Below are 18,892 nucleotides of genomic sequence, written 5' to 3' on the forward strand. Positions count from 1 at the left end.
ATACGCAAGTATTCAGCTTTTGTAATATCTCCATATTTTCAATCCATCGGCTGTTATTTTTTCTAACTCTTGTTGTTTAGTCTTGTATAATTGTTCTAATTGTTTCGATTTCGTCTGAACGATAGGCTGTTTATTAATTTCCTTGATGACAGTGGTCATATCATCGACAAGTGCTATTTGCGCTTGAATGGCTCGTAATACAACTTCTGTGATGTCCACTATACTCATACTGTGTCGTGTGCATTTCCCTCTATGTTTAACTACATGAGTAGAACAATCGTAGTAGGGATATTCTTTCTATTCTGTTTTTGTTTGTTTACGACTCGTTTTCCCCTGCATCTCCATCTGGAAATGCAGTGTTTTTATCTTGATTCAACAATGTTTTTTCTGTGTTTTCAAAAAAATACTAGTATGCTAGAATAAAAAATAGAACATACATTCTTTTTATAGAGGTGAAAACAATGAGTTATGATTTAATGGTCTTTAATAAAGAGGAAGCTCCAAACAATAAAGAAACATTTTTGCAATGGTATGATGAACAAACAAAATGGGCTGAACCACATGATTACGCAACAATAACAGTTACAACACCAGCATTACAAAAATGGTATCAGGATATGGTGGAACAATTCCCCAATATGAATCTGGTGGATGAGGAATTATTGGATGAGGATGAAGATGACGAGTTAGAGAGTCGTTTGACTGAATATAGTATTGGTTATGCCATGGTTTACACAGCTTTTGCCTGGTCTGTAGCGGATGAAGCATATAGTACGATGAAGGAGCTTGCAAAAAAGCATGGAGTCGGTTTTTTTGATGTGAGTGGTGAGGGGGAGATTTTCTAAATCATTAAATCGTATGTCGAGAGATGGATAAGAAATGACAGAAAATCAATCTTATTGCGCAATGGCAAGAGCAAAGAAAGACGTTTGACGCAAATAATGCCAAAGCAATTAACGCCATGCATAAGCTAAGGGAGCAAATTCAAAAAGCGGAGCGAACAGAGATAAATTTGCGCATGCTCGTCGAAATTTTCTGCATGTTGCAAATGTATGACGAGGCATACAAAATTTTTACATCCGTCATGGATTTACGCAATAAAAAAGATCAGAGAAAATACGGCGCGATTAATATTGGATTGACAATCCACAAAATGTAAAGCCATTATTGCCACGTGTCGTTCAGGAGGAAGCGGAGATGAAAATACCATTACCAACATTAAATATATGCCGAATCCAATACAAGCGAATATTTTTAGAACGGGTGAATTAGTTGTTTGCGACTGCTGTGAGCAAGAAGTGGACACTTATTGTACAAAAGGCATTTATGCGATTGAAGAAGTGGAATATCTTTGTCCAAGCTGTATTCATAGTGGGCTGGCTGCACAAAAATTTGATGGTCAATTTCAACAAGATTTATTAAATTCCGAGCTTGTGAAGAATGATGACTATACAGATGAAGTGTTGCATCGAACACCCGGATATATTAGTTGGCAAGGAAATGATTGGGTAGCCCATTGCACGGATTATTGCGCATTTATTGGTTATGTTGGCTGGCAAGAGCTGGTGGAGATGGGCATTACGGAGAAGTTTGAACATTTTAATGGTCATACCAAAGAAGAGCTAGCTGCTACTTTGCGTAATAATGGCTCGCATCAAGGTTATCTATTTCAATGCTTAGAATGTCAGCAATACATTCTGTATTCCGACTTTGATTAAATCTAGGTTACATTGGTGAAATATGGTGAAGTTGACCACGGATCTGGAAAAATGTACCAGATCTACTACACTAGTTAGTGCGGAGAAATGACCAAGAAATAATAGATGAATTTCATGGAGAATATTTGTTTCATTTTAGCGAAATACGCTTGTTTTATAGATTGGAAGGAGACATTTTCAAGCATCTGGATAATCGGTAAGGCATCGATTTCCAGCTTGCGATAATCCTTGTTAATTGGCTGTTCAGGACGGACTAGTGTAACAGCTCTAGCTAAAAGAATGGTGAGTAAAAGTACAATGATTTCTTTTTGGCACAGGATTATTTCAAGTAAGTACATGAATGGTAATAGAGAAAGGAGCTACGAATATGGATAAATTACGCACAGCATTACATGATTTTGAGCTTGAAGAAGCTGCTGAGCAAATTTTACAATTCGCTAAAAATTCTATTCGCGCAATAGCGACACCAACTGCGGATGAAGAAATTCGAATGGGTCATTCTAAGGAGTCTATTAATAGCGCGGTGCTATCCTTTAAAAACGAATGGACATTGCCGTCATGGGAATCGCCTGATGGTCAAAAACTAACAGTTCTTTTAACGGAAGAACAGGCAGATGCTTACGATGACTTCTTATGGAGAGATGAATCAGAACGTACGGCACATCGCATTGATGGATATCCTAATACGATTCAAGGGGATATGTACTTACAATGCGAGTTAGTGACGAACGGTTTGTATTGTGGCGATTCCACAGGCTACGAGCATCCTTTGCGCAAGGAGCTAGAACCTAACGTAAAAGATTGGCAACTGCTATTACAGCTTGATTCTGAAGATGATCTCGGCTATATGTGGGGCGACAGTGGTAGACTATATTTCTGGATTCGCGAGCAAGATTGTAAAAATAAAGCCTTTGATAAAGTATGGGCCATTTTGCAATGTTATTGAAACTACTAGAATTGTAGAAATGGAAGAGGATAGGGTGTTATTCATGGTGTCGAAAGTGCATGTTTGGCTAGGCATTAGTCATGTAGATGATGAAATTGCAGATCCATATGACCATCAATATAAAGTATGCCATTTTGCTGATAATAGGAGGCAATCGGATGAAAGTAAAACAATTTACAGAAAACGAAGCGTTATGGCTACAGCTTGAACAAGAGCTACTAGCAAAGCAACATAAACTTGACGAAGAAAGCTATCCTGCTAGTATTATTACGCCTTCTTTTTCACTAGATGCCTTCGCATTAACGGAGGTGCTTTGCCACTATCAACAACTTACATTATTAGATGAATTTCGCCAAGAGCTTGGCTTTGAAACACAGCGTTACTGCCTTTCTCGCTTCACACAAAAACAACAATCTTTGAGCTATTTGCCATTACTACGCTACTACGCTATCAATTTAAGAAAATACGGTGCAAACTTTGAATCGTTAACGGTTGAGGAATTATTGCGAACGATTAAGGAATTAGATGTGGAAACGTATAACAATCTACTCACAATTGGTTCTGGCGATTTGCCAATCAATAAGCAACGAGCTGAATCTGATCTTATTTTTTGCTATGCAAATGATGTGCTCGCTACCATCTTGATTCATATTAAAGAAGAAACAGAGGAAGCGTATCGTGAAGCCATACTCTATTTAAATGCTTTATTGGAGGAGGATTTCCCGAAAAGCTACAGCATTTTCTATGAAGGCGAAAGTGATTTAGTGCTGCCAATTGAGCGTTTACCTGTCACACCTTCCCATCATTTTTTTGCAAAGGTATTGAGCTATCCAAGCCTACATGCCGCGTTAGTGGAATATAGCTACAAAGCGATGGCTGAGTATCATTTTTACGAGGATGTTGCGGATGAGGAAGCGGCAATGCCAAGCACATTTGCCGTTTTTGGCCTTGGTTTATACGATAAAAGTTATAGCAAGCTCATTATCGACTATATGGAAATATGCGATGCTGATCATTCACCACCGACTGAATATTTTGCGAAAGCCTATGTGGAAAGGTGGGGGTTAACACCTGAAACATTGCCAATCTTTGCTTACATTGTCGCAACTGTGCCAACTGTTCCATACGAACCTTTCTTTGAACAGGCGATGAATACGGATGAAAATTTACAATGGCTTGAAAAATATATGACAACGCCCTTTATCGAGCTTTGTCCCGTGATTTCACCTGAACAAAATGAACGTATGGAAGAATACAAAGATCTAGATGTAGGATCATTACTGTATACATGCTTTGCGATTGTCCATTTGAATGACTTCACCAACCCGAAATTTATGCGGATTTTATCGCCATATCGCGAACGTTTTGAGGAAATATTGAAGGAGCTCGTGTCATGACAATAGAAGAAAAAATCATACACCGAACGAAAGGAACACTCGTTGATTTAGTTCATCAACATTAAAAGTAATTGACAGAAAAGAATATCCTTAATGATGGAACGGTTGGTTTTTGTAAAAGAAGTCATAGCGATCCAAGGGGGCACTGACTTTGCCGTCTAGTGATGAATTGATGGATATTGAAATATACGAACAAGGATAGTCGTGGTTTTGGTGCAAAAATTAGGTACTAGTTTGATAATTAAGAAATCACGATTATCCTTTTTGTGACGCGAAATCAACTACTGATAGAACAAAACAATCAAATGGGGGGAAATGAATTTGTCACAGTATATAGAACAGTTTTTGGCGGATGTATGGCAGCAGTTAGAGCGATTTTATCAGCAGGAAAACGACCGAATTAGTAATACGAAGGACTGGAGCCGGCTCCATATAGGGGTGAAACATTATGTAAAGGTGAAATGGACATCAGAAAAATTGAATAAATTACAATGGGGAACCCCTCATTATGGAACGATTTCTATTTATACATACGAACCATTTAGTTGGCATGATGATGCTTATAAAGTAGCAGCGGGCGATTACATGCAAGAGATCACAGACATCAACCAAATAGAAGAATTATTTTCCGCTTTATGTGCCAAAATGGATACGGTTTTCCAATCCGATGAATATCATGCGAAGCTTTTTGATTATCGCCTTCAACTTATTTTGGAATTTGAGCATGATGGGCGTGAGATATGCTATCAAAAAGAGCTACTAAATAACGACAAATTCACATTAGCGAAACAAACGTTAGCTACTTTTATTGAAACAAAAGTGATGGCTGATTTACCTGTATGTCCTGTTAAGAAAGATGGATTTTTCTTTGCTCGTTGCCTAGTCAATCCTCATTTTTTCCATCAGCGCGTAGCTGATATCGAACCAATAATGCAACGGTTATTGGAGAAGTATAGCGGGAATGAAGAACGCTTAAACCAGTGGATATATGATTATACATCGGCATTTAAAGATTGGACAGAGGAGTATATTTTATCGGTTTATTTTGAGGAGACAGGAGAATATGAAACGAAATGGATACTAAACTCAGCGGCTAGACCTAAGCAGAGGGAGCTAGAGTTCTTTGTTTATATTGCCTTACAAATCGGATCTAAAGAACCTGATACACGTAAGCAATATCTTGAATTGGCGCAGCAACTTGGTTCACAAGAGGCGGAGGATTATATACAAAATGGCAGTGATCATTTTGAACATAGAAGGAAAAGTGCGCGCTTTCAAGGAGCAGCCAATGATATTCGAAAATTCATTTCAATTCACATCATTGTTGAGGAAGAAGAAGCCTATCGTGAAGCGTTGCATTACATCATCGATTTGTTACAAGCGGGCTTTGTCAAGGGCTATAGCTTACAGTTAGAGAGTCAGGAAGAAAACTATTTACCGATTCAAGGCCTTGCGAAAACGGAGCTGCATCAATTTTTTGCAAATTGCCTTGCGTATCCAAACCTGTTCCCATTGATTGCCGACTATGCAAAAGTGGCAATGGAGGAATATGCATGGTATGAGGACGTGGAGCCTAGCGAGCTATCCGCTATGCCTGGAACATATGCTGTATTTGGTCTAGGGCTTTTTAGCGATGCTTATTTTCCCCTTGTGCAAAGCTATATGTCACTTGTTGATTCAGAGCACCAGCTTGTACAAAATAACTATGCAGAAGCTTTTCTTAACATGCACGACCTATCAGTGGAACAGATGCCTGTTCTGATTGACATTTTACTTAGCGCAAATGAGGGGGAGCTCGAGCAGTTAAAAGGAATTCACGTTGATGAACTGGAATTGCTAGCTGAATTAATACATCAACTGGAGAACAAAGAAGATTACCAACGTAGCTATGTATTATATCAAATTTTTGGTAGTATGGAGGATCTAGCACAGCGAATTGAAAAAGAATCAGCGCCAATCCAAGAAATGCTAGAAAAATTACTAGGTTGGATGGAAGATTATTAATTGGTTAGCTTTCCTTAGTTCTTTAAAGAGCAAGACTTCTCATTAAAGTAGGAAGTGCAATGTTGAGGAGATGCTAGCTAATATGTCATTTTTATTAGCTGTCATGTTTTAGATGAAAATAGATGAAATCAGAGCATTACTTAAATCGAGAGCAAAAGAGCTCCGAGATAGTTAAAATCACAATTGCTTTTGATAAAAAATCAGATTTGTTCACCACCTTCGAGTTGCTGAACAATCAAGAAAAAGGAGGATTCCATTGTTAGATATTAATCATACTACTGCTTGGATCGATTTGTTGTCCACCTATGAAGTCAATCCGAAATATGGAGATCCTGATGTCATTGATCAGTACCTGGATCAGCGGGATGCCGATCCGTTTGATTCACAATGGATGGTTGCACATGGCGACCTGACAGCTATCATTGACAGTATGTTGGTGGCGGATCGAAAGAAGATAGAGATGCTTCAGAATCGTGCTAGTAAGCAAATTTACGAAACAATCATTGGACAGACTAGTCACTCTGACCTAGCAGCCTATGCATCCGATGATGTAAGGCTGATTGTTGGCTTCCTTGTGACGGGCCAAGTTAACAGTTTTGTTCTTGAAATGAAGGAAAGTTACGAACGAGGCGATTTACCCAATGTTGAAGAGAGTCCTTTTTCATGAGAAAAACCGTGCCTGCAGATGTTTCAATCCGCTGGGCGCGCAGTGATATCCGGCAATCTAGGCATAGTTCGTGGCTTGATTTAGAGAAAGAATGTGTGCTTGTCAGTGATGGTTGGGGTGTAGCGTTTGCCGCATTGCGACTATGGGCTCTTGACCTGAGTAATGGACGCGAAATGGCATTTTCTGTCTTTTAGAAAAGGAGCCTTATTCATGTATCTAAAATATTCGCCAAGAACCATTGCCTTTTACTGTCCTTTCGGTACAGGAAAACACCGCTATTGCGGTAGTTACAATAGATGTTTTCTACGACGAATAATTGCAGGAGGAGATGCTTTTTACGCGAAAGCGAAGCGTCAGCAGCAAATTGTCACTATCCTCGTCGCAAAGGAGATGTCTCATTAACGCAAAAGTAGAAGAACGTTTCAAAGAGTTAGTTCAAGAAATATGTGGGGAACTGGATATTGCCATTATCGCTATGGAATGCGACAAAGTCCACGTTCACTTGTTTTTGAATACACTGCCAATACTTAGTCCTGCTAATATAATGGCAAAAATTAAAGGAGTGACATCAAAACGTTTGAGAGAAGAGTTTCCTCATCTTCAACATTTGCCGAGTCTATGGACACGTTCTTATTTTGTTTCTACTGCTGGAAATGTATCTAGTGAGACAATAAAACATTATGTTGAAAATCAAAAGACAAGGGGGTGAAACTTGTGTCACAAACTATCACAGTCAAAGTTAAATTGCTTCCAACAAAAGTACAAATTCGGCTATTGGAACAAAGTAGTCACGAGTATATCAGAGTCATTAATACACTTGTATCCGAAATGGCGGAAACAAAGAAATGCACTAAGAAAAGTACAAAAGATGTTGAAGCTAATATACCAAGTGCAGTGAAAAACCAAGCCATTAAGGATGCAAAAAGTGGGTTTTCTAAAAAAGTGAAAAAAAGTAAATACAAAATCGTTCCGATTCTAAAAAGACCTGTTTGTGTATGGAACAATCAAAACTATTCATTTGATTTCACGTACATTTCAATTCCATTTATGGTAAATGGGAGATCAACTCGTTTAAAGGTTCGTGCATTATTGATTGATAAAGACAACCGAAACTTGGATTTGTTAAAACACAAATTAGGCACACTTCGAATCACGAAAAAATCCATTAAGTGGGTTGCACAAATATCTGTGACGATTCCTACAAATGAAAAAATAGGAACAAAGATTTTAGGTGTAGACTTAGGTCTCAAAGTTCCTGCGGTAGCCATCACAGACGACGATAAGGTTCGTTTCTTTGGAAACGGTAGACAAAACAAATATAAGAAGCGTAAGTTTGCTTCAAAACGGAAGGAATTAGGAAACAAAAAGAAAATCAACGCTATTCGTAATTTAGACGATAAAGAAAAAAGATGGATGCAGAACCAAGACCACAAAGTAAGTCGCGCAATCGTAAATTTCGCAACTGATAATAACATTTCTGTCATTCGTTTAGAACAACTAACGAATATCAGACAGACGGCAAGAACAAGCCGTAAAAACGAGAAAAATCTGCATACTTGGTCATTTTATCGTCTATCTCAATTTATTGAATACAAAGTGAATTTAGTTGGTATTAAAGTTGAATACGTGTACCCTGCTTATACAAGTCAATCCTGTCCGAAATGTTCTGAAAAGAACAAGGCACAAGACAGAAAATACAAGTGTCAATGTGGATTTGAGAAACACCGTGATTTAGTCGGTGCAATGAATATTCGATATGCACCTGTGATTGATGGTAAAAGTCAATCAGCCTAAGATGCTATATGCACTGTCTTAGGAGGGGCAATGAGATGCCCTCATCTTGAAGGCTGTTCAAAACAGAAATGGACTACGAACGCTTAGTCATTCAAGAATCCCACCCGTCACACCGTGTGGTGTAGGGCTTGCGGTTTTAACCGTGGGAGTCTCAAAATGGATGTACGCTAGGTATTTCACTCCATGATGTTGAACAGTACAATAATGAAGAACCCCCTTCAATAGATGACAGTATGCGTGTATATGCCGGTGTTGCAGTGCAAGGGGGCAATATCATGGGTGACGCATATGGTTATTTGCGAATGATTGATTTTGAGGGGAATGAACTTTGGCGTTACTTCGTATCTGGGACAATCAGTGGCATGGCATTAAACTCTGACGAGACGATATTGCTTTTCGGTACATACAATGGAACGCTCCATGTACTTGATTTGACTAGTACAGAGCCAAGCCCGTATGAGATTGGCACAAGTTCAATACGTGAATCGTACCGTTGGATCTTCTGGGATACTCAACAACCACTGTACTGGTAGTTTTTATAGGCAAAGTCGACGAAACTATAAGGTTCTTTTTATCAACATCATATGTATTTGAAATGACAGATACTTTTAATAGTTTGCGTTTGGTCTAAATTTCAAGTGTTAGTAAAAGTAATTAATGGCTAGAGGTGTCACGATGAAAACATCTATATGGATTCCTTTAATTAACATCTGAGATGAAGAAAAGATTTGGGTAGGAACAAGAGTTAGATTATACAATGCAGATCTAACTCTTGTTGAAGATAGCAAAGATGATTACTACGAATACTTAATATCATCTATTTATGACAATGAAACTCACTTACAGCTAATGGTTCACTTTAGATATTTATAGATTTATAGTTCAGACAAGAACAAATGTTTGTTGTTTAATAATTTTTTTAATATCTAAGGAAGTGAAAGTATGTTTTATCCGATTGGCAACACAACAATAGATTCTGATAAATATAGAGAAAAATTTGCAAAACGTTATTATCTGCCTTTTATGAAAGAATTGATAGACTTATCAGGATGTTCTTTAAAGGAAGCAAAAGAGTTGATTGATTTAGTGATTCAAGAGGAAGGTATTATTGTTAGCCAAACATCACAAGTGATACAAGATACTTGTTTAGCTGAATTACAAGATGATTGAGAGGGAGTGGGATTATGCAAAAAAAATTATTGAATATGTTAGAAAAATGGTATGAGGAAAATCAACATGACAAAATTGTAGAAGCGATTGAACAATTGTCTAAGTCAGAGCGAGATTACGAAATAGTAGGTCATTATGGTCGTGCGCTTAATAATTTAGGGCGTTATCATGAAGCGTTGTCCCAGTTATGCACAGTTAAAAAACAGGGGCAACAAGATGCGGATTGGCATTGGCGTGTTGGCTATGCTTATTTCTATATCCAAGAATGGCAAGAAGCACTGGCTGCATTTGAAAAAGCGAAGGAATTACAGTTTGATACTAGAACTGAAGAGTATATAGTAGCCTGTCGGAATATTATGGAAAAGTCAGCGGAAGCTCTAGATGATATCAAGCTTGTACCTTTTCATGAGCGTGATTTCAGTCAATTTTGGGAAAAAAGCGATTATGCGGATAAAAATTATGTAGAAGTATCCCCCACTACTGAAATGATTGCTTCTATAGAAGAGGAACTTGGCTATAAATTGCCAGCAGATTATATTTGGTTTATGCAACAACAGAACGGCAGTATGCCAGTTAACACTTGTTTTCCAACGGCTATGCCGACTTCATGGGCGGAAGATCATGTGGCGATTACAGGGATTATGGGCATTGGTCGCGAAAAGGCTAATAGCTTGTGTGGCAGTTTGGGAAGCAGTTTTATGTTGGAAGAATGGGGCTACCCAAATATTGGCGTTGTCATAGCCGATTGCCCGTCAGCAGGTCATGATGTCATTATGCTTGATTATCGTGCATGTGGTGCAGATGGTGAACCTGCTGTTGTACATGTAGATCAAGAGGCAGATTACTATATTACTTTCCTTGCGCCGAACTTTGCGACTTTTATTATCGGATTGGTGAATGAGGAAGTATTCGATACATCAGAACAAGATAAACTTGACGATTTGGATATGGTGAAACATGTACCATTCTCTCCTTTGTTACAGTCGTTATGTGAGAAAGCTGGAGAGGGAAATCGGATAGAAGCAGTTATTCGAGGTATTTGTACGCAAATTGTAGAGGACAAAGGCTATTTTGCTTTACATGCAGACGAGATATCCATGCTGATGTATGATATCCAGTTTTGGTTGTACACTGGTGCTAATTCGAAGGTGACGCAAGCTCAATATTTAGCGGATTACAAGAATATCATTGCACTTGCACAAGGTTTCAGTACAGGAGGATATGCCCCAGACTTTGTTTCAAGTTGGTTAAATGAACGCATAGAGCAGGGGGAAATTGTAAGTCAAGAGGGGATATTAAGTTTTACAGCGGATAAGCTAGCTAGTCTACATGCTCAAATGGTGAATGAAGAACTAAAACCGTTTAGATGGTTAGAACATGATAGTGGAAATATTTCGTTTCTATTAGAAGTAGGCATTTATAAACAGGAGTTGTTTGAAACACGGGCAGACGAAGGATTCCAAGGTAACGGCTACGATTGGTGCTCGCTTGCGGATGTGTATTTGCAAGAGAAGTTGCCAGAGCTAGAAGGCATTGTGCGTTTCGACCCAGAAGCAGATATGTTCTGTGCATATGCCAGCGAAAAGGACGCATTGTTGCGATTCGCTGTTGGATTTAAACAAGCGTGTGAAAATGATGAAAAGATACATGATTTATTTTCTAGGGCGATATTGGATTAATAGAGGGGAAAAGGAACTGGTTTTACTTGGAGATTATTGAGGGAAAGTAGAGTTAAAGGAGGAGTTTTAGACGCAAGAAATAAATTATTTAAAGGGTATGTATCAAGATAGTTATTATCCTAAATTTTTAGTTGATAAAATTAAAGGTATATTGGAGCAAATTGTCCGCTATTTAGAGCAAGGTCCCCATTCATTAGAAGATATACAAGTAAAATTTGATGAAATTACACGTGCGATTAATGATTTAGAAGACGAGTTCTTAGAACATGACAGTGAAATTGAAACGATTGCACGAGATAGTATTGCATTAACTGTTATTGATATATTGGATGTATACAACGTGAAGCTTGATATTGAAGACGCATTAAGAGAACGTGAATGGTAGTGAGTTATGTTTAAAATAACTGTTACGATGCTACCCAATACTCTATATTATAAAGGCTTTTAAAGAGGGAATTTTTACTAATTAGAAACTCAAGATAAAGGGGAATGGCCTATGCAAGATATTCGACCAACGTCACGCTGGCGCAATGCTAAAAGAAAAGAAGAGGAAGAATTTACTGCTGGATTGATTGAGAAAGATGACTGTATTTACGCAGAATTGTTTCCAGATAGTTTTATTCATCAGACAGAAATGGTGCTAGAGCAGTATACAGCATCCATTGCGAAACTGCCAAATCACCCAGATAGCTATCCTGCAATTATGAAATCTATTGAAACGGCGGTACTTGCCCTAAATGAGATTAATGAGGTAGGTGGAGGCGGATTAATTGAAACTGGAGAACGAGAGGAGCTTTGCGACTATTTTGACCAAGTGCTGATTCATTGTGGACTTGATATTGATGACCTTACTAAAAGTCAGAATCTTGGACGTTATGAGTTAACAGATAATTGGCGTGAGTGGTAATTAGAGGGAGGTGTACGTTTTGCTTGAATTGACGAGTGCGGTATGGGGAAATCTGACAGGACCAAAGGGCTCTGGAAAGAATGTGCCAACGTTATTACAGCAATTGAAGCAAGCATACGACCAAGAAACAGTTGATGCGCTTTTTGAAGACTATTTGTTTCATCAAAATACCATTTATACAGTTACCTATGCGGCTGTTCCTTATTTGATGCAGATAGCTTGTTCAACGAACTATCCCGAAGTGCAACATCATTTATTTATTATATGCGGTATTATTGAGATGAGTCGCGGTGATAGCGGCTTTCCGACAGCGTTAAAGATACTTGATGAACATATCGGAGCAGATATTTACAATAGCTATATTGAGGCAATACGTGAGATGGCGTTATTAGGAAAAGATGTGCGTACCTATGCAACTACTTTGGATGATAATGTGGAAAAGCGTTATGTTCTCGCCGCCGATGCAACTTATCGAGGAGCATACAGACTGGCGGATATGCTAATGACGTTTGTGACAGGGGATGAGTATATTGCTATATGTCCACATTGCAAGGAAGATGTATATTTGTGGGAGGGAGCTACACAGGCATTTGTACAAGACCCTGTTTTCGACAATGAACAAGAGGCTCACAAAGTTGTACCTGCCTCGAAATTTTCAGATATGGAGCAAATATTGTTAGCGGAACAAGCGGCAGTGATTGGTGAACACGAACTTGTACATGATTTGCCGTATTTAGCTGGTGAGGTAAACTGTCCTTCGTGTAGTGTAAATATACAAATTTGGTCGGCGCTACTTGAGCAGTAATGGATATATTGAAAATTGAAATGCCAAGAAGAAATGAACTCTATTTTTGTCTCAATACAGTCTCAACAGTGGCGTTGATCCAAATTTTCAACAAAGGGATGCTGTGATTTTGGTCGATGCTTCTTCTATTCATAAATAACATTTATACTTGGGAATAATGAGTTAATTGACAGCCAGAAATACGAGATGACTCTTTCTTTACCACTTAATGCCTTTGACTATGGTATCTACAAATTGTGTGAATTCATCAATACAGGGAATATTTCTCAAAGTATCAATTGATTTAGTGTGATTTTAATAATTATACGATAGTAAGAAGCATTTTGGTGAATGGATTATAAACAGCCTTTCTACCACAAAAGAGTGTGTAACAGTATTACGAAAGTTTGAAACAAAGACAACACAGGAATGGATGTACAGTTAGATGAAAAAAGCTTTTACATATCAAGACGAAAAATCAAATAAATTTTGGACAATTGATTATTTTGAGATGACAATATGTGTACATTACGGAAAAAATGGAACGATCGGGAAGTATGATATGAAAGAATTTGAGTCACAAGAAATTTGTGAAAAAGAAGCGCAAAAGTTAATTGCCAGTAAAATAAAAAAAGGTTATCAAGAAAATCCTACATTTGATTTTGATAATTGTCTTTACTTTGATGTAGGGGAATATGGTCCACAGCCAAAAACGTCACACCCACGTTTTGTCGCCCATTTCACAGAAGAATTTTATTATGATTGTGGTGATGAAGAAGCACCTTTTGGTAGTGATGAAGGGTCTGATACACTTTATGAAATGGAAGAAGTCATAAGAAAGAAGCGCATCATTGACTTTGCTACTTTCCCGAAGCATTTAATAGAGAATATATGGGGAATGCATTATATATAAGTTGACACATTGGATGAAAAAGCTGTGCGTGATATGGCAAAAGAGCATGAAATGGATATGATGCAATGTGACATGATTACCTATGCATCAGCCTTTGGTCAAATCAAAATTACTGGGAAACTAGATTCAGCTTTGAAGAAGAATGCACTTTTAGCATTGAAGCGTTTTGCTATCATGTATTCTGATGGACAATTAACGGAAACACAGCAGACAATGTATAATGATTTACTTGCGTTTTAAATTGAAGTCAACAAGAAATAGACGGATTATAGCAATATTGATCAGTATTTGGAGTAACGAGATGCCGAGCCGTTCGATTCGCAATGGATAGCTGCAAATTTTACAATTTTATAGGGAGAGAAGATGCTTCCATTGAAAAATTATCAATTTCACACTACATTATTTGGAGAATTAGACGTCCCTGTTGATAAAGGGCTTCTTACTACAGAGAATAAATTTTATGGAAATAAAAAGACAAACCGAATGATCTAATTGGTTTGTCTTTTTTAGATGACAAAAAATCGAGTAATCAATTGAAAAGGCGACATAAGTGTCATTGAGGCTTAGATTGCTATTGATACTACAAATACGCGAGGAATCAAAACTAGAACAAATTCTAATGCATTTTCTAAAATGAATATATAGCAAAATGTATTTTAATTAAATTAATGATTAGAGAATAAAACTATTGCCAATATCCCAAAATAAAATTGACTAGACACTAAATGGTGTCGTATAATTAAGACACCAATCAGTGTCCAATTCATAAGGGGGAGGGGGATTTTGAGCGACAAGACTCAAGAGCGTGATGTTTATGCTGCTATTGCTGATCCAACAAGACGCCAATTAATACGCTTGTTGGCAGATGCGGAAGAATTACCTCTTCACGAATTAACGTCTCAATTTCAAATGGGGCGTACAGCAGTTTCTAAGCATTTGGCTATACTTAAAGATGCTGATCTCGTAATTGCTCGAAGGGTTGGTAGAGAAACGAGGTATCGATTGAATGCCAAACCGTTGCAAGAAATTCAAGATTGGGTATCGTATTACGAAGATTTCTGGAAAGAAAGAATGGCTAAATTAAATCTTTTATTGGAGGAAGAAAAATGAAAGCAGATGTATCTTTAGATTATCAATTTACAAGTTCAATTGAGAAAGTTTGGAACGCATTAACGGATTCAGACACTCTTGAAAAATGGATATGGAAAAATGACTTTAAACCAATCGTAGGACATAAATTCCAATTCCGAGCTGAGCCAAATGAATGGTGGGATGGAATTGTCAATTGCGAAGTGCTCAAAGTGGAAGAACCTAATACATTATCTTACACTTGGGCAAGTGCCGGAGAAACAACTACTGTGACATGGACGTTGACAGAAGGTTCAGATGGAATTACACATTTACATCTTGATCAAAGCGGATTCAGTGAAGCAACGAAAGCTCGCCAAGGAGCAATCGAAGGAGCTAAATACGCTTGGGTCAACAATGGTAATCAGCTCGAAAAAGTGTTAGCAGAACTGTAAAAAATGATTTCTTCATTTTGATACCTGCTTTTCAAGATCAAAAGCAGGTATCAAATAGGAAATGAATAAAATAAACTGTTCTTCAACAATTGGACGCTTTCGGAACACGGAAAGCGTCATTTTTATTGTTGATTCATAAACATAACAAATACAGTTGAAGTTATGCTAACATGTCATTACTAGATGGAATGGAGAGAATATCCGATGAAAATAAATCAATTAATTGCTAACAATATAAATCGCTTAGATGTCGACTTGCCGGAAGATCAATCTTTAGGAATTGCTGGTTTGTCCGGATCTGGTAAAACTACATTTTGTCAAACTATTGGTGAAGAATCTAAGAAACGTCTCGTTTCTTTATTGCCAAAGGCAGAATATCAGTATTTGTTTCCCGATATTATGGAAACGAATTTCAGTGCCATCAAGATGGAAGAAATGCCTTTAGTCCTTTTTCTCGGGAAATCATCAATTTCTACTAATCCACGTTCAACGGTCGGTACCCATACAGGTGTTTTTAAAGAGGTTCGTGAAAAGCTTGCAGATAAGTTTGATCTTTCGCCAGAGGTTTTTTCCTTTAATAATGCATTAGGCTGGTGTCCTGCATGTAAAGGGCGTGGAACAACTAAAAATGTCGAATGTAAAAAGTGTGAAGGCAAGCGTTATAGTCCAGAAGTTGAGCAGTATAAGCTAGAATTATGGAATCAACCACATAGTATTTCTGATATTAACAATTTAAGTATTGAGGCGATTTACTCCCTTTCTGAGGAATTAAATATTAGCGAAGAGAGACAACATATCCTAAAAAATATTATCAATATGAACATTGGTTACTTAACTTTAAATCGGATCATGGGTACGTTGTCTGGAGGAGAATTAACTCGACTATACTTGGCAGAATTTATGGCCGCTAGTGAAAATACCGTGATTATTATTGATGAAATTTCTGTTGGTCTTGATCACCAAACCCTTTTGAAAATTTTAGAACAGATTAAACAATTGGGCTATAAAAACCAAATTTGGCTTATTGATCATTCTGATACGGTGCTCGATACAGCGGATGAGCAACTATTCTTCGGGCCAGGCAGTGGGAAATACGGCGGCAGAATCGTTGAAGAATCACCACGTCCAGAGCCAGTTTATGGGCAACGAAATCAGGTAATGCCTACAGACTATTATCAATTTCATGATCTTTACTGTCGTAATATTGAAATGGCTGACATTCAGATTCCAAAAAATAGACTTGTAACCGTTACAGGTGAGTCTGGCTGTGGGAAATCAACCCTTGTCAATGAGTGTATCTCCAAGGATTTTCTAAAACGATATCCAAAAGATAAACTGGTCATGGTAGGACAAGACCGAAACCAATCGATAACTAGCCGATCAACTGTTGCAACGTTTCTTGATATCAAAAGGAAAATGACGAAATACAGTGACGATATTGACGATATTTTTCAACGCTCCATTGAAGACATTATTGAGGAGCTTCCAAATGAAGACATCGCTCATAAACGCCTAAGTTTACTGATCAAGCTAGGACTCGGTTATTTAACGTTGGAAAGAAAAACACAATCTTTATCGACAGGTGAATTTCAATGTGTTCATTTAGTTTCTGAACTGTTTTCGAACGCAAGAAACCCGCATACGCTGTTTATTTTCGACGAGCCTTCAAAAGGTTTATCACAAAATATTTTAAACCAATTCATTGATAGTGTTAGGGACATTCTGCAAGATGAATCCGTCTCTATTATGATAATTGAACATAATGCCTATATGATAGATAGCTCTGATTTTATCGTTGATTTTGGGAAAAGACAGCCGGAACCTGTTCGACATCTTGATGTTGTTAGTCATGATGATTATTTTAGTCAACTTAACAGTACAAGTAGTGATGCTTCATTGCATATAACTTCTACACTAGATTTAAAAAATGACATTCATTACTTAGAAGAAAATCATATTAGCTATTTTAAAAATGCTGAAAACATTTATAAAGGCGGTATTTTAAAAAGCTTATCATCCATGGCCCGTTTAATTTATGGTGAGTACGAATCTGCAACAATTGCACCAGTCGTTGCCATTGATTTAGAAAGACACCTGTATAGCCAGTATAGTTTTTTATATGAAATCGGTGGACTGATCAACCATATCGTGGCTGCACATCCGACGAATAAAGATACAAGAAGCTTCGATTTCTTCAGCCAAGAAAATCATTGCCCTAGCTGTTCTGGTCGCCTGCAAATTGAAAAATTTGATTTCGATATCGTCATACAAGACAAAACAGCGCCATTTTGGGATGGCTTATTACATCCAGACGTGATGGAAGTATTAAAATATTATCAATATCCGAAATTGCAATTCCTTTTTGATGAGATCAAAAATGAACTGGGTCAAGATATTAGTAAAAGCTACAACGAGATGACAGAAGAAGAAAGACATACATTCCTATATGGTTATTGGGAAAAATCATTTTATGATAAAGCAAGTAAGTCCTCAAAAAAATGGGAAGGTTTTAATTTTATCCTTGGACGTTATATCGTTATTTCAAAATCAATTATTAAAGAGCAAATGAAAGAATCAAAAGAAATGATTGCCTGTCCAATTTGTCAAGGAGCGGTGCTAAACCATAAGAAAAAACTAACGTTTGGAGACACTGATATTCGTAAGCTTATTCATCAACCGATCGATCAGGTCATAAAAACTGTAGGAAACTTACCAGAGCTTGAAAAACTAAAAGCAATTGTAGGCGGCGATATGACTCTTACGGAAGATGTCTCCTTACTTCCTAGAGAAACACAAGTATCGTTGAAAATGCTTGAATTAGATCTAGCAAGCTTTGCCGGTTATGAAATAGTACTAAATAATGTTTTACCATTCTGGGACAAAATTAAAGATAATATCGAAGCAATAAGCAGCAATAATCTAATTACAATCTGTGATTTTGCCAACATTGACGAAACGAGAGAAACCATCATTGATAAGTATTTCACTAATGGGAAATACAAAAAACTAACATACGTCTATGAAGCATTTGGTTACAAAAAAATTGTGACACAAATTAATAAAATTAAAGCAAGTCATAAATGTCCATTCTGTAATGGGAAGAAAGTCATTTCAGAAGATAATCTCCATGATGGCGTCTATAAATTATCGGTACCATGTGTTCGTTGCTATGCAAGTGGTATCAATGATGAAGGGCGTAAGAAGATCGTCGAAGGTGTAGACGTTCAAACATGGCTTACAGGCAAAGTAAATGATGTTGTGGCTGAAAGTTTACGAACGGAGGCTGTTGTAGATATTCCAATCTTCAATCGTGTTCGTGAGTTGAATAAACGAGATATGAAGGCGATTTACCAATGCCTTGAGCAAAATAATTAATTATTTTAAAAGTAA

Annotated in this window: 21 protein-coding genes; 20 read left to right on the plus strand and 1 reads right to left on the minus strand. The window is 37.4% G+C overall.

The window, feature by feature from the left end:
* Positions 1 to 12 precede the first annotated feature (12 nt).
* Entirely contained in the window at positions 13 to 219 is a 207-nt protein-coding gene (locus ABH968_RS10830; protein WP_370044041.1) for a hypothetical protein, read from the minus strand.
* Between the two features lie 242 nt (positions 220 to 461).
* Between ABH968_RS10830 and ABH968_RS10835 the strand changes: the two genes are divergently transcribed.
* The 20 genes from ABH968_RS10835 to ABH968_RS10930 all read left to right on the plus strand — a co-directional run bounded on the left by ABH968_RS10835 (position 462) and on the right by ABH968_RS10930 (position 18,877).
* Positions 462 to 845, plus strand: a complete 384-nt coding sequence (locus tag ABH968_RS10835; RefSeq protein WP_370044042.1) for a hypothetical protein — start codon at positions 462 to 464, stop codon at positions 843 to 845.
* Between the two features lie 381 nt (positions 846 to 1,226).
* Positions 1,227 to 1,718, plus strand: coding sequence for a CbrC family protein (locus tag ABH968_RS10840; protein WP_370044043.1), 492 nt, complete (start codon positions 1,227 to 1,229; stop codon positions 1,716 to 1,718).
* Positions 1,719 to 2,085: 367 nt separating this feature from the next.
* Positions 2,086 to 2,664, plus strand: coding sequence for a DUF1963 domain-containing protein (locus ABH968_RS10845; protein ID WP_370044044.1), 579 nt, complete (start codon positions 2,086 to 2,088; stop codon positions 2,662 to 2,664).
* 43 nt (positions 2,665 to 2,707) lie between these two features.
* Positions 2,708 to 2,872 (plus strand): hypothetical protein, encoded by a 165-nt coding sequence (locus ABH968_RS10850; protein ID WP_370044045.1) that lies wholly within the window; start codon positions 2,708 to 2,710, stop codon positions 2,870 to 2,872.
* Positions 2,823 to 4,061, plus strand: a complete 1,239-nt coding sequence (locus ABH968_RS10855) for a DUF6138 family protein (RefSeq protein ID WP_370044046.1) — start codon at positions 2,823 to 2,825, stop codon at positions 4,059 to 4,061. The genes ABH968_RS10850 and ABH968_RS10855 overlap by 50 nt, the downstream gene beginning before the upstream one ends.
* A gap of 321 nt (positions 4,062 to 4,382) precedes the next feature.
* Positions 4,383 to 6,065, plus strand: coding sequence for a DUF6138 family protein (locus ABH968_RS10860; RefSeq protein WP_370044047.1), 1,683 nt, complete (start codon positions 4,383 to 4,385; stop codon positions 6,063 to 6,065).
* Between the two features lie 256 nt (positions 6,066 to 6,321).
* Positions 6,322 to 6,732 (plus strand): hypothetical protein, encoded by a 411-nt coding sequence (locus ABH968_RS10865; RefSeq protein ID WP_370044048.1) that lies wholly within the window; start codon positions 6,322 to 6,324, stop codon positions 6,730 to 6,732.
* Between the two features lie 328 nt (positions 6,733 to 7,060).
* Positions 7,061 to 7,441 (plus strand): IS200/IS605 family transposase, encoded by a 381-nt coding sequence (tnpA, locus tag ABH968_RS10870; protein ID WP_370044049.1) that lies wholly within the window; start codon positions 7,061 to 7,063, stop codon positions 7,439 to 7,441.
* 5 nt (positions 7,442 to 7,446) lie between these two features.
* On the plus strand, positions 7,447 to 8,526 hold the full coding sequence (locus ABH968_RS10875) for an RNA-guided endonuclease TnpB family protein (protein ID WP_370044050.1): 1,080 nt from the start codon (positions 7,447 to 7,449) through the stop codon (positions 8,524 to 8,526).
* Positions 8,527 to 8,801: 275 nt separating this feature from the next.
* Positions 8,802 to 9,059 (plus strand): PQQ-binding-like beta-propeller repeat protein, encoded by a 258-nt coding sequence (locus tag ABH968_RS10880; RefSeq protein ID WP_370044051.1) that lies wholly within the window; start codon positions 8,802 to 8,804, stop codon positions 9,057 to 9,059.
* Positions 9,060 to 9,468: 409 nt separating this feature from the next.
* Complete coding sequence (locus ABH968_RS10885) at positions 9,469 to 9,696, plus strand: hypothetical protein (protein ID WP_370044052.1); 228 nt, start codon at positions 9,469 to 9,471, stop codon at positions 9,694 to 9,696.
* 14 nt (positions 9,697 to 9,710) lie between these two features.
* Positions 9,711 to 11,375 (plus strand): Imm51 family immunity protein, encoded by a 1,665-nt coding sequence (locus tag ABH968_RS10890; RefSeq protein WP_370044053.1) that lies wholly within the window; start codon positions 9,711 to 9,713, stop codon positions 11,373 to 11,375.
* 79 nt (positions 11,376 to 11,454) lie between these two features.
* Positions 11,455 to 11,760 (plus strand): DUF5713 family protein, encoded by a 306-nt coding sequence (locus tag ABH968_RS10895; RefSeq protein ID WP_370044192.1) that lies wholly within the window; start codon positions 11,455 to 11,457, stop codon positions 11,758 to 11,760.
* Positions 11,761 to 11,871: 111 nt separating this feature from the next.
* On the plus strand, positions 11,872 to 12,282 hold the full coding sequence (locus ABH968_RS10900; RefSeq protein WP_370044054.1) for a hypothetical protein: 411 nt from the start codon (positions 11,872 to 11,874) through the stop codon (positions 12,280 to 12,282).
* Positions 12,283 to 12,301: 19 nt separating this feature from the next.
* On the plus strand, positions 12,302 to 13,087 hold the full coding sequence (locus ABH968_RS10905; protein WP_370044055.1) for a hypothetical protein: 786 nt from the start codon (positions 12,302 to 12,304) through the stop codon (positions 13,085 to 13,087).
* A 424-nt stretch (positions 13,088 to 13,511) separates the two neighbouring features.
* Positions 13,512 to 13,979 (plus strand): WGR domain-containing protein, encoded by a 468-nt coding sequence (locus tag ABH968_RS10910; protein ID WP_370044056.1) that lies wholly within the window; start codon positions 13,512 to 13,514, stop codon positions 13,977 to 13,979.
* Positions 13,980 to 13,988: 9 nt separating this feature from the next.
* Entirely contained in the window at positions 13,989 to 14,219 is a 231-nt protein-coding gene (locus tag ABH968_RS10915) for a hypothetical protein (protein ID WP_370044057.1), read from the plus strand.
* A gap of 543 nt (positions 14,220 to 14,762) precedes the next feature.
* Complete coding sequence (locus ABH968_RS10920; protein WP_370044058.1) at positions 14,763 to 15,089, plus strand: ArsR/SmtB family transcription factor; 327 nt, start codon at positions 14,763 to 14,765, stop codon at positions 15,087 to 15,089.
* On the plus strand, positions 15,086 to 15,502 hold the full coding sequence (locus tag ABH968_RS10925) for an SRPBCC family protein (RefSeq protein WP_370044059.1): 417 nt from the start codon (positions 15,086 to 15,088) through the stop codon (positions 15,500 to 15,502). The genes ABH968_RS10920 and ABH968_RS10925 overlap by 4 nt, the downstream gene beginning before the upstream one ends.
* 204 nt (positions 15,503 to 15,706) lie before the next feature.
* Positions 15,707 to 18,877: an ATP-binding cassette domain-containing protein gene (locus ABH968_RS10930; protein ID WP_370044060.1), complete on the plus strand. Its 3,171-nt coding sequence runs from the start codon at positions 15,707 to 15,709 to the stop codon at positions 18,875 to 18,877.
* The last annotated feature ends 15 nt before the right edge of the window (positions 18,878 to 18,892 follow it).

This window comes from Lysinibacillus sp. RC79, assembly GCF_041262405.1.
Classification (GTDB): Bacteria; Bacillota; Bacilli; order Bacillales_A; family Planococcaceae; genus Lysinibacillus.

Coding starts and splice junctions, on each gene's coding strand:
- ABH968_RS10835 (WP_370044042.1), top strand. CDS start 462: ATGAGTTATGATTTAATGGTCTTTAATAAAGAGGAAGCTCCAAACAAT.
- ABH968_RS10840 (WP_370044043.1), top strand. CDS start 1,227: ATGCCGAATCCAATACAAGCGAATATTTTTAGAACGGGTGAATTAGTT.
- ABH968_RS10845 (WP_370044044.1), top strand. CDS start 2,086: ATGGATAAATTACGCACAGCATTACATGATTTTGAGCTTGAAGAAGCT.
- ABH968_RS10850 (WP_370044045.1), top strand. CDS start 2,708: ATGGTGTCGAAAGTGCATGTTTGGCTAGGCATTAGTCATGTAGATGAT.
- ABH968_RS10855 (WP_370044046.1), top strand. CDS start 2,823: ATGAAAGTAAAACAATTTACAGAAAACGAAGCGTTATGGCTACAGCTT.
- tnpA (WP_370044049.1), top strand. CDS start 7,061: ATGCTTTTTACGCGAAAGCGAAGCGTCAGCAGCAAATTGTCACTATCC.
- ABH968_RS10880 (WP_370044051.1), top strand. CDS start 8,802: ATGGGTGACGCATATGGTTATTTGCGAATGATTGATTTTGAGGGGAAT.
- ABH968_RS10885 (WP_370044052.1), top strand. CDS start 9,469: ATGTTTTATCCGATTGGCAACACAACAATAGATTCTGATAAATATAGA.
- ABH968_RS10890 (WP_370044053.1), top strand. CDS start 9,711: ATGCAAAAAAAATTATTGAATATGTTAGAAAAATGGTATGAGGAAAAT.
- ABH968_RS10900 (WP_370044054.1), top strand. CDS start 11,872: ATGCAAGATATTCGACCAACGTCACGCTGGCGCAATGCTAAAAGAAAA.
- ABH968_RS10910 (WP_370044056.1), top strand. CDS start 13,512: ATGAAAAAAGCTTTTACATATCAAGACGAAAAATCAAATAAATTTTGG.
- ABH968_RS10925 (WP_370044059.1), top strand. CDS start 15,086: ATGAAAGCAGATGTATCTTTAGATTATCAATTTACAAGTTCAATTGAG.
- ABH968_RS10930 (WP_370044060.1), top strand. CDS start 15,707: ATGAAAATAAATCAATTAATTGCTAACAATATAAATCGCTTAGATGTC.